Source organism: Pseudomonas sp. 8BK, assembly GCF_902506475.1.
Lineage (GTDB): Bacteria > Pseudomonadota > Gammaproteobacteria > Pseudomonadales > Pseudomonadaceae > Aquipseudomonas > Aquipseudomonas anguilliseptica.
In genome coordinates, this window is sequence record NZ_LR733252.1 from 1534956 (window position 1) to 1548647 (window position 13692).

Sequence of the window (13692 nt, forward strand, 5' to 3'; positions counted from 1 at the left end):
CGCTTGGTGATGCAGATAAATTGCTGTATTTATATACAGTAATTTATGGAGCCAGCCCATGTCCGTTTCTCTGCCCCCACGCGGTCGCGGTACCGCCAGTAATCCGCATAACCGCTTTGCCTCGCAGCGCATTATCGCCACTGACGATGGCTGGCTGCAGGAGGTGCCGCCCAGCCGGGCGACCGAGGTGCGCAGTGAAACCGCGAAAAGCATCATCACCCGCAACCAGTCTCCGGACCTGCCGTTTGACCGCTCGCTCAATCCCTACCGCGGCTGTGAACATGGCTGCATTTATTGCTACGCCAGGCCCAGCCACGCTTACTGGGACCTGTCGCCAGGGCTGGATTTCGAAACCAAGCTGATCGCCAAGACCAATGCCGTGGCCCTGCTTGAACAGCAGCTGAGCAAGCCTGGCTATGTCTGCGCGCCGATCAACCTGGGTTCCAACACCGATCCTTATCAACCGATCGAGCGTCAGCACCTGCTGACTCGCAACAGCCTCAAGGTACTGCTCGACTACCGTCACCCAGTCACTATCGTCACCAAGGGTGCGTTGATTCTGCGTGATCTCGATCTGCTCACTGAACTGGCGCAGCAGCGTCTGGTGGGGGTGATGATCAGCCTGACCACTCTGGACGACGAACTCAAACGCATCATGGAACCGCGCGCCGCTGCGCCGGCAGCGCGCCTGCGGGCGATTCGCGTACTGCGTGACAAGCGTATTCCGGTCGGTGTGCTGTGCTCGCCGATGATCCCGATGATCAACGACATGGAACTGGAGCACTTGCTGACGGCTGCCAAGGAGGCTGGTGCGCAAAGTGCCAATTACATGCTGTTGCGCCTGCCGCGTGAAGTGGCGCCGTTATTCGAGGAGTGGTTGCAGGCGCACTATCCGCAGCGCGCCGAGCATGTACTGAGCCTGATTCGGCAGAGCCGTGGCGGCGCGCTGTATGACAGCCGCTTTGGTCAGCGTTTTCGTGGTGAAGGGGCGTTTGCAGAACTGCTCGCGCAACGTTTTTCCCTGGCCAGCAAGCGCCTGGGCTTGAATCGACGCGAAGCGTTTAACCTGGACTGCACGCGCTTCTGTCCGCCGGGTGGTCAGCTTGCGCTGCTCTAACGGGCAGGCACCGTTAAAGGTTGCCGTCAGGGTTCGAGGCAGTAACACTTGGCATGTGACTTGCCAGCCTGCTTGGCTGTCGCTTTAGCAGGTTTTTTCAGGTTCAGAGGTCGCAAACATGCCATACAAGCATCAGTTGATTCCGCTGCAAGGGCGCACAGGCACTGAGAGTGCCGAAGAAGCCCTGCAGACCATCGTCGATGGTTTCAAGCGCTTTCGCAGCGAAATCTTTCCGCAGCAGGAAGAACTGTTCAAAAAGCTCGCCACCGCACAGAACCCGCGCGCGATGTTTATCACCTGCGCCGACTCGCGGGTGGTGCCAGAGCTGATCACTCAGAGCTCGCCGGGCGACCTGTTCGTCAACCGTAACGTTGGCAACGTGGTGCCGGCCTACGGGCAGATGATGGGTGGGGTATCCACTGCCATCGAGTACGCGGTGCTGGCGTTGGGCGTGCAACACATCATCGTCTGCGGCCACTCTGACTGCGGTGCGATGAAGGCCGTGCTGGCCCCCGAAACCCTGGAGAGCATGCCGACGGTGAAGGCCTGGCTGCGCCACAGCGAAGTGGCGCTCAAGGTGGTCGAGGCGAACTGCGGCTGCGAAGGCCATGACAGGCTGGGCATTCTCACCGAGGAGAACGTGGTAGCCCAGCTCAATCACCTGTGCACCCACCCGTCGGTGGCGGCACGCGTGGCCAGCGGCCAGCTGTTTATCCACGGCTGGGTGTATGACATCGAAACCAGCGAGATCAAGGCTTACGACGCGGAGAAAGGCGAATTCCGCCTGATCGGCGACGGCCCACTGCCGATGGCCACCCCGCGCGCGCGCTATCTGCCGAGCAGCTAGTCGGCAAACGCGCGAGGGGTTAAGGCCTGCTAACCCGCCGCGCGGGTTTCATCCAGCTGCAGCTCAACCCCGAGCTGCCGCGACAGGCACGGCCAGCGCTGCCAGGCCGCGTCGGTTTGTGGGTTGTGCAGGCGCTCGCGGTAGGCCTGCACCGAGTCCTTGGCAAAGCTGGTAACGTCGAGCATACCGTCGACGGCATGGTGTACCGCCTCATCCAACTGGTTGGCGAAGGCTTCGCCGATCAGCTGGTGGGCGATCAGGTTGGCCACCGTGGTATCCAGCGGAATCAACGGTGCGCCCAGGTGGGTGATGTAGCGATCATTCACTTCTTCGACCAGACGATGGGCCAGATAAGCCTCATCCAGCAATCCCTCCAGCCCTTCGTGACCGGCCATCAGCGCTGGTGGCTGTAGGAAAAACTGCTCGGCAACCTTGAGTACCGGCTTGATCTGCGCCTCGATCCCCGCTTCCTGCGATACCTGATGAGCGGCTTGCAACAGTTCCGGCACCTGCTCGATATAGGCGCTGACAAAACGCTGCAGCACACCTTGAGTGTCTTCGTTGGGCAGGCGGATAGACGGATGCAACTGGCCCATGTGGGCCTGCATTTGGCTGGCCAGGTGACCCGTACTGGCTTCGTGCTGGTGCGCACGCTGGATCAGTGCGTGCAAAGCGGCGATGTTCATGACTGCTCCTGAAATGAGGACATGGGCGAGAACCTTAGCTGGCTGAACGCCTCGGCTAAGACTCGATTGTCATAATTATTAAACAGTTATGCGAGTCGGCTATATGCCGCACTCGCCGCCCCTGCCTATCCCGCGCCAGCCGCGGTCTCTAGCGCGTGCCTTGTAGTCTGTTGTTCATTTCGGCTTTCGCGTTGCCAGGTGCAAGTCCGTGTCTATACTCGAATTCGAAAGGCAGTACCTGATAACTCCGAATCGACTGCGGCATGGACAGTCTTCGCAGGCATTTTCACCGTGAAATGTGCGAAGAATTAGCCACTGAGCGATTCGGCGGGATAACAAGAACAATCAAGGGGAACCCGCAATGATGCGACATCCACGAGTCTGGATGGGCCTCCTGTTGTGGCTGGTATTCAGCTCGGCGCACGCCAGCTGGGGCGTCAACATGACGCCGGGTGCCACCGAGGTCAGCCGCTCAGTATTTGACTTGCACATGACGATCTTCTGGATCTGCGTCGTGATTGGCGTGATCGTGTTCGGCGCGATGTTCTGGTCGATGCTCGTCCACCGTCGCTCGACGGGCCAGGAACCTGCGCACTTCCATGAAAGCACCACGGTCGAGATCCTCTGGACGGTCGTGCCGTTGGTGATTCTGGTGCTGATGGCGATACCGGCGACCAAGACCCTGATCGATATCTACGACTCCAGCGAATCCGAGTTGGATATTCAGGTCACGGGCTATCAATGGAAATGGCATTACAAATACTTGGGTGAAGATGTCGAGTTCTTCAGCAACCTGACCACGCCCAAGGATCAGATCAACAACAAGGCTACCAAGGGTGAGCACTACCTGCTCGAGGTGGACGAGCCGTTGGTGGTGCCGGTCGGCACCAAAGTGCGCTTTCTGATCACTGCCGCCGACGTGATTCACTCCTGGTGGGTGCCGGCACTTGCGGTGAAGAAGGACGCTATCCCCGGTTTTATCAACGAATCCTGGACGCGTATCGACGAGCCAGGCATCTACCGTGGCCAGTGCACCGAGTTGTGCGGCAAGGATCACGGCTTTATGCCTGTGGTGGTTGAAGTCAAGTCGAAAGAGGACTACGCCGCCTGGCTCGCCGAGCGCAAGGCCGCCGCGGCGGCCGAACGTGAGCTGACTACTAAAGAGTGGACCATGGACGAGCTGATGGCGCGTGGCGAGAAGTCCTACCAGACCAACTGCGCGTCCTGCCACCAGCCAACCGGTGAAGGCCTGCCGCCGATGTTCCCGGCACTCAAAGGCTCGGCCATCGCCAAGGGTGAGGCAAAAGGGCATATCAGTATCGTGGTCAACGGCAAGCCGGGCACGTCGATGGCCGCTTTTGGCAAGCAGCTCTCGGAAGTCGATATCGCCGCGATCATCACCTACGAACGCAACGCCTGGGGCAATGCGGTAGGCGACATGGTCACGCCGAAAGACATCCTCGCGTTCAAACAGGCTCAGGAGTAAGGACATGAGTGCAGTGATCGATCCGGGCCACGCTGGCCACGGTCATGCCGGACATGACCATCACCACGGCCCGGCCAAGGGCCTGATGCGCTGGGTGTTGACCACCAATCACAAAGATATCGGCACCATGTACCTGTGGTTCAGCTTCGCCATGTTCCTGTTGGGCGGCAGCATGGCCATGGTGATTCGTGCCGAGCTGTTTCAACCCGGCCTGCAGATCGTGCAGCCGGAGTTCTTCAACCAGATGACCACCATGCACGGCCTGATCATGGTCTTTGGTGCGGTGATGCCGGCCTTCGTCGGTCTGGCCAACTGGATGATTCCGCTGATGATTGGCGCGCCGGACATGGCCCTGCCACGGATGAACAACTTCAGTTTCTGGCTGCTGCCGGCCGCCTTTGGCATGTTGGTCAGTACGCTGTTCATGGAAGGTGGCGGGCCCAACTTCGGCTGGACCTTCTATGCGCCGCTGTCGACCACCTACGCGCCGGAGTCGGTGACCTTCTTTATCTTCGCCGTGCACCTAATGGGCATCAGTTCGATCATGGGCGCGATCAACGTGGTCGCCACCATTCTTAACCTGCGTGCCCCCGGCATGACCCTGATGAAGATGCCGCTGTTCGTCTGGACCTGGCTGATCACCGCTTTCCTGCTGATTGCGGTGATGCCGGTGCTGGCCGGTTGCGTGACCATGATGCTGATGGACATCCACTTCGGCACCAGCTTCTTTAGCGCTGCAGGTGGCGGTGACCCAGTGCTGTTCCAGCACGTGTTCTGGTTCTTCGGCCATCCCGAGGTGTACATCATGATCCTACCGGCCTTCGGCGCCGTCAGCTCGATCATTCCTGCCTTCGCCCGCAAGCCGCTGTTTGGCTACACCTCGATGGTCTATGCGACGGCGAGCATCGCCTTTCTGTCGTTTATCGTCTGGGCGCACCACATGTTCACCGTCGGCATTCCGTTGACCGGCGAACTGTTCTTTATGTACGCCACCATGCTGATTGCCGTACCGACTGGGGTGAAGGTGTTCAACTGGGCCAGCACCATGTGGCGCGGTTCGATGACCTTTGAGACACCGATGCTGTTCTCGGTGGCCTTCGTCATCCTGTTCACCATCGGCGGTTTCTCCGGCCTGATGCTGGCCATCGCCCCGGCGGACTTCCAGTACCACGACACCTACTTCGTGGTGGCGCACTTCCATTACGTGCTGGTGCCCGGAGCGATCTTCGGCATCTTTGCCTCAGCCTATTACTGGCTGCCTAAATGGACCGGGCACATGTATGACGAGACCCTCGGCAAGCTGCATTTCTGGATGAGTTTCGTCGGCATGAACCTGGCGTTCTTCCCGATGCACTTTGTCGGCCTGGCCGGTATGCCGCGGCGCATTCCGGACTACAACATGATGTTTGCCAACTTCAACATGGTGTCGAGCATTGGCGCCTTTATGTTCGGTGCCACCCAGTTGCTGTTCCTGTTTATCGTCATCAAGTGCATTCGTGGCGGCAAGCCCGCCGCAGCCAAGCCTTGGGATGGTGCCGAAGGGTTGGAGTGGACGGTGCCGTCGCCTGCGCCCTATCACACCTTCACCTCGCCGCCTGAAGTGAAATAGGGAGCCGACCGATGAGTGAAGCCCTGTCGACTCGCCGTCTGGTTATCCGCCTTTTACTGGTGGTGGTCGGCATGTTCGGCTTCGGCTTCGCTCTGGTGCCGATCTATGACGTGATGTGCCAGGCCTTTGGTATCAACGGCAAAACCGCCGGGGCCTATGAGGCCGGGTTGCAAAGCACCGATGAGTCGCGCCAGGTGCGGGTGCAGTTTCTCGCCACCAATGCAGCTGAGATGGTCTGGGAGTTCGGTCCTCAGGCCGACGAGCTTCTGGTGCATCCGGGTGAAAGCACGCAGATGCTGTTTGTCGCCTACAACCCTACGGATAAGCCGATGACCGCCCAGGCAATTCCCAGCGTGGCGCCGTCCAAAGCCGCTGCCTACTTTCACAAGACCGAGTGTTTTTGCTTTACCCAGCAGGTACTGCAACCCGGTGAGCGTATCGAAATGCCGGTGCGCTTTATCGTCGATAGAGACTTACCGGCAGATGTTCGCCACCTGACCCTGGCCTACACCTTGTTTGATATCACCGTGCGCAAACCGCCGGTGGCACAAGCGACGGCTCCATAAGGAGAACAATAAATGTCGAGTCACGAAACTCACGAAAGCTATTACGTCCCGGCCCAGAGCAAGTGGCCGATCATCGCCACCCTGGGCATGCTGTTTTCGGTGTACGGCGTAGGCACCTGGTTTAACGATATGAAGGCCGATCGTGCCGACTCCAACGGCCCGCTGATCTTCTTTATCGGTGGGTTGTTTCTCGCCTATATGCTGTTCGGTTGGTTCGGCAATGTGATCAAGGAAAGCCGCTCCGGCATGTACAGCCCGCAGATGGATCGCTCATTCCGCTGGGGCATGAGCTGGTTCATCTTCTCCGAGGTGATGTTCTTTGCCGCGTTCTTCGGAGTGTTGTTCTACGTGCGCACCTGGGCCGGTCCCTGGCTCGGTGGGGAAGGCGACAAGGGCATCGCCAACATGCTTTGGCCGGGCTTCGAGTACAGCTGGCCGTTGCTCAACACGCCTGATCCGAAGCTCTACCCGGCACCCAGTGGCACCATCAGCGCCTGGGGTCTGCCGCTGATCAATACCATTCTGCTGGTCACTTCCAGCTTCACCCTGACCTTTGCCCACCACGCGTTACGCAAGAACCACCGCAAACCGCTGACTCTGTGGCTGGCACTGACAGTGATTCTCGGCATCGCCTTTCTGGTACTGCAGGTCGAGGAGTACATCCATGCCTACACCGAACTGGGTCTGACGCTCGGCTCGGGCATCTACGGCGCAACCTTCTTTATGCTCACTGGCTTTCACGGTGCCCACGTGACCCTGGGGGCGCTGATGCTGAGCATCATGCTGATTCGGGTGATCCGTGGTCATTTCAGCCCCGAGCAGCACTTCGGCTTCGAGGCGGCGGCCTGGTATTGGCACTTTGTGGATGTGGTTTGGATTGGTCTGTTTGTCTTCGTTTATGTGCTGTGACGCGGTTACCAGGTGACATGTGTGACCAGTTGGCCGCTGTAGAAGCCCCAGGCAATAAGGGCAACGGTCAGTGCGGTAAGGGTCACGCGCACAGTCAGCGCGTTGACCACCCGTGAGGTGCGGCCTTCGTCCTTGACCAGAAAAAACAGGCCACTGAACAGGCTGACCAGAGTAGCCAGTAGTAACAGGACGATCGCGGCTTTGAGCATGCGTGACTCCCAAGCGGAACTTCGGGGGAAGGGAAATGCGCTTCAGCTGCAGTATAGCCAGCTTGTTCAGGGCTCCAGGACGGTTGCTATGAGCGCCTTCCGTCCTGGCTGGCTGCCCTGCGTACTGGTGCTGCTGCTGTTTCCCTGCCTGATCGCCCTGGGTTTCTGGCAGCTGGCGCGGGCCGAAGAAAAGCGCCAGTTGCTGGCCGCACACCAGGCCCAGCAACTGGCCGCACCGATCAGCATCGATGAACTGGAGCGCCAGCCCAATCCGGCGTACCAGCGCGTGCAGCTGCAGGGCTTCTTCGATGCGCGGCATACCTTGCTGCTGGACAACCGCACCCGCGACGGCAAGGTCGGCGTTGAAGTGCTGCAACCCTTCTATGACCAAACCAGCGGTCTCTGGCTGTTGCTCAATCGCGGCTGGCTGCCTTGGCCGGACCGGCGCATCAGCCCAACCTTCGCTACCCCGGATACCCCGCTGCGTCTGCAGGCCACGGTGTATGTACCGCTGGGTGAAGCGTTTCAGCTGCAGGGTGCGCAACCGACCGCAGGCTGGCCGCAGGTGGTCAGCGAGGTCAAGCCGGACGCCCTGTGGCAGCAACTGGGGCGCGGGGGCCTGAGCTATGAAGTACGGATCGAGCCGGGCCCCGCGTCATTTCAAAGCGATTGGCCGGTTATTGCTATGAGCCCTGATAAGCACCTGGGTTACGCCGTGCAATGGTTCGCCCTGGCGGCGGCCTTGCTCTGCCTGTTTATCTATTTAGGTCTATCTAACGCGCGGGAGACTCGCCATGAACCCAGCCATCGCCCTGCCTGAAGGGTCGCCCAGCCAGCGGCGCCGTGGACGGCTGCAACTGATCCTGATTCTGGCCGTGGTCATAGGCCCGATGATCCTCGCCAGCGCCATGTATCAGTGGCGCTTCTGGGTGCCGGAAACCCGCAGCTACCACGGCGAACTGATCGGCACCGGGCAGACCCGCGCCGACCTCGGTGTGCTTGGTGTCGATGAGCAGCGCTGGCAACTGCTGGTGACCGTGCCGGATGTCTGCGATGCGGCTTGCAAGGAGCTGGTGTTTCTCGCCCGCCAGGTGCATATCGGCCTCAACCGGGATGTCGGCCGTGCCGCCCATGGCCTGGCCTCTGCCAAACCTCTCGCTGGCGACTATGACGCCCAGCTGCGCCGTGAATACCCGCAGCTGGCGCGCTATCAGCTGCAACTGGAGGCCTACGGCAAGACGGCCGGCTCCGCCTCCGGCGCGCAGCTGTGGATTATTGATCCGCACGGCAATCTGGTGCTGCGTTATGACACCACTAGCAAGGGCAAGGCGATTCTCAACGATCTGCGGCATCTGCTGAAAATCTCGCAAATTGGTTAATGCTGCCCACGGCTAAGGACTGATGATGAGCAAGCCCGGTTACCGTTTTGCCCTGTTCGCCACGCTGTTGGCGGTTGTGGTGGTGCTGCTCGGTGCCTATACCCGCTTGACCCACGCCGGCCTGGGTTGCCCGGACTGGCCGGGTTGCTACGGCTTTATCGGCGTACCGATGAGCGAGCATAAACAGACCCTGGCCGAGGCACGCTTCCCCGAAGCGCCGGTGGAAGTGGCCAAGGGCTGGTACGAGATGATTCACCGCTATTTTGCCGGCGCTCTGGGGCTGGTGATTCTCGGCCTGGCTGTACAGGCTTTGCGCCGCCGTGGCGAGGAGGGACAGCCACTCAAGCTGCCGCTGTTTTTGCTAGGCCTGGTGACGTTGCAGGCCGCCTTTGGCATGTGGACGGTGACCCTCAAACTCTGGCCGCAAGTCGTTACGGCGCATCTGCTGGGCGGCTTTGCCACCCTCAGTCTGTTGTTTCTTCTAACCCTGCGCCTATCCGGCAAGGTGGCCGCCTTGGCCTATCTGCCGGCGCGGCTGCGCAGCCTGGCGGCGCTCGGCCTGCTGCTGGTGATCGGGCAGATCGCCCTCGGCGGCTGGGTCAGCAGCAATTACGCGGCTGTCGCCTGCGTCGATCTGCCCACCTGTCATGGCGAATGGTGGCCGGCGATGGACTTCGCCAACGGTTTTCACCTGACCCAGCATATCGGCCCCAACTACCTCGGTGGCCAACTCGACAGTGATGCCCGTACCGCCATCCATATGACTCACCGTATCGGCGCGCTGCTGGTCACCCTGGTGCTGCTGCTGTTGGCCTGGCAACTCAAGCGCCATGGCCTGGCGCGCCTGGCCGGGCTGCTGGTGCTGGCGCTGGCGGTGCAGATCAGTCTGGGCATCAGCAATGTGGTGTTTCATCTGCCGTTGCTGGTGGCCGTGGCGCATAACCTCGGCGGTGCGGCGCTGCTGCTGACACTGGTGCTGACCAATTACCGGTTGCGCAGCCCTGCACGGCTGGCATCCCCTGCGACAGATACGTCCATCGGTTTCGCCGCGCTGCCCGGCAAATAACCAGAACAATCGAGGAGAGACCTTATGGCTACTCTAGTGCGCGTACAGCAAGCCCACGCCACGTGGCGCGATTATCTGGAGCTGACCAAACCGCGGGTGGTAGTGCTGATGCTGATCACCTCCCTGGTCGGCATGTTTCTCGCCACCCGTGCCGGGGTCGCCTGGCAGGTGCTGATCTTTGGCAACCTGGGTATCGGCCTGTGCGCCGGTGCGGCGGCGGCGGTCAACCATGTGGTCGATCGGCGTATCGACTCGATCATGGCGCGTACCCACAAACGGCCGGTGACGGCTGGGCGCTTGTCGCCGACTGCGGCGCTGGGCTTCGCCTTGCTGTTGGCGGTGGCCGGCATGGCCTTGCTGCTGACCTTTACCAACGAGCTGGCCGCCTGGCTGACCCTGGCCTCACTGCTCGGCTACGCGGTGCTCTACACCGGCTTTCTCAAGCGTGCTACGCCGCAGAATATCGTCATCGGCGGGCTGGCTGGCGCAGCGCCACCGCTGCTGGGCTGGGTCGCGGTTACCGGGCATATCAGCGCCGAACCGCTGCTGTTGGTGCTGATCATCTTCGCCTGGACGCCGCCGCACTTCTGGGCCCTGGCCATCCACCGCAAGGAGGAATACGCCAAGGCCGATATCCCCATGCTGCCGGTGACCCACGGCGAGCACTACACCAAGGTGCATATCCTGCTGTACACCCTGGTGATGTTTGCCGTGACTCTGCTGCCTTACGCTATCCATATGAGCGGGCTGCTCTATCTGGCTTGCGCCGTGCTGCTGGGCGGGCGCTTTCTGCACTGGGCAGTGGTGCTGTACCGTGACAGCAAACCGCATGCGGCAATCAACACCTTCAAGTACAGCATCTGGTATCTTTTCGCGCTGTTTATCGCCCTGCTGGTCGATCACTATCTGCTGTTAAACCTGTAATCGTTGGTGCCATGAGCCGAACCCAGATCACCGTTTTTGTTCTCGTTGCCATCGTCGCCCTGGTACTGGGCCTGACCGTCAACAAGGTGCTGACCAGCAAGGGCCAGGGTGACCCCACCGTGCTGCTCGATGCCGGCATCGTCCTGCTGCCACAGAGCCGCAACTTGCCGGAGCTGAGCCTGACCAATCAGGATGGCCAGACCGTGGCGGTGGATCAGCTCAAGGATCAGTGGAGCCTACTGTTCTTCGGCTATACCTTCTGCCCGGATATCTGCCCGGCCACCCTTGCCCAACTGCGCCAACTGCAAGGCCAGCTGCCGCCGGAAACCCTGGCCAAACTGCGCATCGTGCTGGTTACGGTGGATCCGCACCGTGATACGCCGGAGCAGTTGAAGAAGTACCTGGATTACTTCGATGCGGGCTTTATCGGCCTGACCGGCGAAGAGGCAACCATTCAGAAATTGGCCAATGGCGTCAGCATTCCGTTTATCCCGGCCGATACCAGCAAGGAAAACTACACCGTCGATCACAGCGGCAACCTGGTGCTGATTGGCCCAGACGGCAAGCAGCGCGGTTTTATCCGCGCGCCGATCAACAACACCAAGCTGGTCGCGCAGCTTCCCGGCCTACTCGACCGGCCCTAAGCAGCTATTTGGCAAATAGCTGGCTGATGTCCTTGAACGCCTTGAACTCTAGGGCGTTGCCGCAGGGGTCGAGCAGGAACAGCGTGGCCTGCTCGCCAACCTGGCCGGGGAAGCGCACATAGGGTTCGATCACAAACTGCGTGCCCTTGGCCTGTAGCCGCGCCGCCAGCGTTTGCCAATCCTCCCAGCCCAATACCACACCGAAATGCGGCACCGGCACGTCGTGGCCGTCCACCGGGTTGCTGTGCGCGGCTTCCTGATGCGCCATTTTCGGTGCCTGGTGGATCACCAACTGGTGGCCGAAGAAATCGAAATCCACCCAGTGGTCGCTGCTGCGGCCTTCGGCACAGCCGAACACCTCGCCATAGAAATGCCGTGCGGCAGCCAGGTCGTAGACGGGAATTGCCAGGTGAAAGGGTGCGAGCGCCATGGTTGAGATCCTTCAGGTTACGGTCTGCGGATTCTCAGCAGCAGCGTTACTGATGAAAAGCGAATATCCTTGCTCGCAAGCACCAATAAAATTGATCAATCGAGGCGCCGATGCTGCGCGAATTGAAAACCTTTGTGGCGGTGGCGCGGCATGGCACCTTTGCAGCGGCTGGGCAGCAGGTTGGCTTGACTCAGTCGGCGGTCAGCGCACAGATGCGCGTACTGGAGCAGGGGCTGGGCGTTCGCTTGTTCGAGCGCAGTGGGCGTGCGGCGGTGCTCAATGCGGCCGGTCGGCATGCTTTGCCGCTGGCGGAGCAGATGCTTGGGTTGTATGCGCAGATGGCCCTGCCGACCAGCGCGGCCGAGTGGCAGGGTGAGCTCAAGGTCGGTGCGATTGCCACGCTACAGACTGGATTGCTGCCGGAGGCCTTGCCGCGATTTCGTGCGGCCGCGCCACGGGTCGAGCTGAAGCTGGTGCCGGGCGTGTCGCTGAATCTGCTGAATCAGATCGATGCCGGTGAGCTGGACCTGGCGCTGCTGATCAAGCCGCCGTTCGAATTGCCCAAGGAGCTGCTGCAGATCAGCTTGGCGCGCGAGCCCTTTGTGCTGATCACCCCGCTCAGCGTGACGGCGGATGACCCGTTGCAGATCCTCGCCGAGCAGCCATTCGTGCGTTACGACCGGCGTTCGTTCGGCGGTCGGCGGGTCAATCAGTTCCTCCGCGAGCAGCGCCTGACGGTGCAGGAAGCGCTGGAACTGGATGAGTTGGAGGCCATCGTGCGGATGGTCGAGTGCGGGCTTGGCGTCTCGCTGATTCCGCGTGCCGGTCTGTGGCTGCAGCGTCCGACGCAGTTACGGGTGATCGAGCTGGGCGAGCTGACTTTCCACCGCGAACTGGTCGCCGTGCTGCGCCGCGCTCAGCGTCAGCCGGCCTTGGACTGCCTGCTGGAGTGCCTGCGCGAAGCTGCTGCCCGGCCCTAAACGACAAACCCCGCACTGGGCGGGGTTTGGTAGAGGATGCGGCTAACGCGGCGTCTTAGAACGCTGGGACCACAGCGCCCTGATACTTCTCTGCGATAAAGGCCTTCACTTCGGCGCTGTTCAGTGCCTTGGCCAGCTTCTGCAGGGCGGCGTTGTCCTTATTGTCCGCACGCGCCACCAGGATGTTGACGTACGGCGAGTCGCTGCCTTCGATGACCAGCGCATCCTTGGTTGGGTTGAGCTTGGCTTCCAGGGCGTAGTTGGTGTTGATCAGCGCCAGGTCGACTTGGGTTAGCACGCGCGGCAGAGTGGCCGCTTCCAGCTCACGCACTTTGATGGCTTTCGGGTTTTCGACGATGTCTTTCGGTGTGGCGAGGATGCCCGCTTCCGGCTTCAGGGTGATGACGCCGGCCTTTTGTAGCAGCAACAGGGCTCGGCCGCCGTTGGTGGCGTCGTTGGGGATCACCACGTTGGCGCCTTGTGGTAGGTCGGCCAGGGTTTTGTGCTGGCTGGAGTAGGCGCCAAAAGGCTCTACGTGCACGCCGGCCACGCTGACCAGCTCGGTGCCACGGCTCTTGTTGAACTCATCCAGGTACGGCTGGTGCTGGAAGAAGTTGGCGTCCAGGCGCTTTTCGGCCACCTGCACGTTCGGCTGCACGTAGTCGGTGAACACCTTGATGTTCAGTTCAACGCCTTCCTTGGCCAGGGCCGGCTTAACGAACTCGAGGATTTCTGCGTGCGGTACGGCAGTGGCGGCGACGCTCAGGCTTTCGGCCTGGGCGGAGAACGCGGCCAGGGCAGCGACTGCGGCGATCAGTTTTTTCATGACTAACTCCTTGT

Annotated in this window: 16 protein-coding genes; 12 read left to right on the forward strand and 4 right to left on the reverse strand. The window is 60.8% G+C overall.

Features of this window, described 5'->3' with window-relative positions; genetic code table 11:
• Positions 1-58 precede the first annotated feature (58 nt).
• Both ACIN8IBEIGE_RS06995 and ACIN8IBEIGE_RS07000 read left to right on the forward strand, forming a co-directional pair.
• Positions 59-1117 carry a PA0069 family radical SAM protein gene (locus ACIN8IBEIGE_RS06995; protein WP_160014017.1) on the forward strand — a complete coding sequence of 353 codons (1059 nt, stop codon included), beginning with the start codon at positions 59-61 and terminating at the stop codon, positions 1115-1117.
• Between the two features lie 118 nt (positions 1118-1235).
• Entirely contained in the window at positions 1236-1964 is a 729-nt protein-coding gene (locus ACIN8IBEIGE_RS07000; protein WP_160014018.1) for a carbonic anhydrase, read from the forward strand.
• A gap of 29 nt (positions 1965-1993) precedes the next feature.
• Here the strand turns inward: ACIN8IBEIGE_RS07000 and ACIN8IBEIGE_RS07005 are convergent, their stop codons facing one another.
• Positions 1994-2650 (reverse strand): hypothetical protein, encoded by a 657-nt coding sequence (locus ACIN8IBEIGE_RS07005; protein WP_160014019.1) that lies wholly within the window; start codon positions 2648-2650, stop codon positions 1994-1996.
• Positions 2651-3011: 361 nt separating this feature from the next.
• Between ACIN8IBEIGE_RS07005 and coxB the strand changes: the two genes are divergently transcribed.
• From coxB to ACIN8IBEIGE_RS07025, 4 genes are read left to right on the forward strand one after another with little or no spacing between them, the layout of a single operon-like run.
• Entirely contained in the window at positions 3012-4136 is a 1125-nt protein-coding gene (gene coxB / locus ACIN8IBEIGE_RS07010) for a cytochrome c oxidase subunit II (protein ID WP_160014020.1), read from the forward strand.
• Between the two features lie 4 nt (positions 4137-4140).
• Positions 4141-5745, forward strand: coding sequence for a cytochrome c oxidase subunit I (gene ctaD, locus ACIN8IBEIGE_RS07015; RefSeq protein ID WP_160014021.1), 1605 nt, complete (start codon positions 4141-4143; stop codon positions 5743-5745).
• An 11-nt stretch (positions 5746-5756) separates the two neighbouring features.
• Complete coding sequence (locus tag ACIN8IBEIGE_RS07020; RefSeq protein ID WP_090378933.1) at positions 5757-6311, forward strand: cytochrome c oxidase assembly protein; 555 nt, start codon at positions 5757-5759, stop codon at positions 6309-6311.
• A 12-nt stretch (positions 6312-6323) separates the two neighbouring features.
• Entirely contained in the window at positions 6324-7220 is an 897-nt protein-coding gene (locus tag ACIN8IBEIGE_RS07025) for a cytochrome c oxidase subunit 3 (protein ID WP_160014022.1), read from the forward strand.
• Between the two features lie 5 nt (positions 7221-7225).
• Here the strand turns inward: ACIN8IBEIGE_RS07025 and ACIN8IBEIGE_RS07030 are convergent, their stop codons facing one another.
• Positions 7226-7429 (reverse strand): twin transmembrane helix small protein, encoded by a 204-nt coding sequence (locus ACIN8IBEIGE_RS07030; RefSeq protein WP_090378939.1) that lies wholly within the window; start codon positions 7427-7429, stop codon positions 7226-7228.
• A gap of 88 nt (positions 7430-7517) precedes the next feature.
• Here ACIN8IBEIGE_RS07030 and ACIN8IBEIGE_RS07035 point away from each other — a divergent pair, with 88 nt between their 5' ends.
• Genes ACIN8IBEIGE_RS07035 through ACIN8IBEIGE_RS07055 form a run of 5 tightly spaced genes read left to right on the forward strand, consistent with a single transcriptional unit; the run spans position 7518 to position 11442 of the window.
• A complete protein-coding gene (locus ACIN8IBEIGE_RS07035; protein WP_160014023.1) occupies positions 7518-8249 on the forward strand; it encodes an SURF1 family protein in 732 nt (243 codons plus the stop codon).
• On the forward strand, positions 8224-8808 hold the full coding sequence (locus ACIN8IBEIGE_RS07040; RefSeq protein WP_160014024.1) for a hypothetical protein: 585 nt from the start codon (positions 8224-8226) through the stop codon (positions 8806-8808). The genes ACIN8IBEIGE_RS07035 and ACIN8IBEIGE_RS07040 overlap by 26 nt, the downstream gene beginning before the upstream one ends.
• Before the next feature lie 25 nt (positions 8809-8833).
• On the forward strand, positions 8834-9874 hold the full coding sequence (locus ACIN8IBEIGE_RS07045; protein ID WP_160014025.1) for a heme A synthase: 1041 nt from the start codon (positions 8834-8836) through the stop codon (positions 9872-9874).
• Positions 9875-9898: 24 nt separating this feature from the next.
• A complete protein-coding gene (gene cyoE / locus ACIN8IBEIGE_RS07050) occupies positions 9899-10798 on the forward strand; it encodes a heme o synthase (protein ID WP_160014026.1) in 900 nt (299 codons plus the stop codon).
• Positions 10799-10809: 11 nt separating this feature from the next.
• A complete protein-coding gene (locus tag ACIN8IBEIGE_RS07055) occupies positions 10810-11442 on the forward strand; it encodes an SCO family protein (RefSeq protein WP_160014027.1) in 633 nt (210 codons plus the stop codon).
• 4 nt (positions 11443-11446) lie between these two features.
• Here the strand turns inward: ACIN8IBEIGE_RS07055 and ACIN8IBEIGE_RS07060 are convergent, their stop codons facing one another.
• A complete protein-coding gene (locus tag ACIN8IBEIGE_RS07060) occupies positions 11447-11872 on the reverse strand; it encodes a VOC family protein (RefSeq protein WP_160014028.1) in 426 nt (141 codons plus the stop codon).
• A gap of 110 nt (positions 11873-11982) precedes the next feature.
• On the opposite strand from ACIN8IBEIGE_RS07060, the gene ACIN8IBEIGE_RS07065 reads away from it, so the two are divergent.
• Positions 11983-12852 carry a LysR substrate-binding domain-containing protein gene (locus ACIN8IBEIGE_RS07065; RefSeq protein WP_160014029.1) on the forward strand — a complete coding sequence of 290 codons (870 nt, stop codon included), beginning with the start codon at positions 11983-11985 and terminating at the stop codon, positions 12850-12852.
• 55 nt (positions 12853-12907) lie between these two features.
• Here the strand turns inward: ACIN8IBEIGE_RS07065 and ACIN8IBEIGE_RS07070 are convergent, their stop codons facing one another.
• Entirely contained in the window at positions 12908-13678 is a 771-nt protein-coding gene (locus ACIN8IBEIGE_RS07070; RefSeq protein ID WP_160014030.1) for a MetQ/NlpA family ABC transporter substrate-binding protein, read from the reverse strand.
• Positions 13679-13692 lie beyond the last annotated feature (14 nt).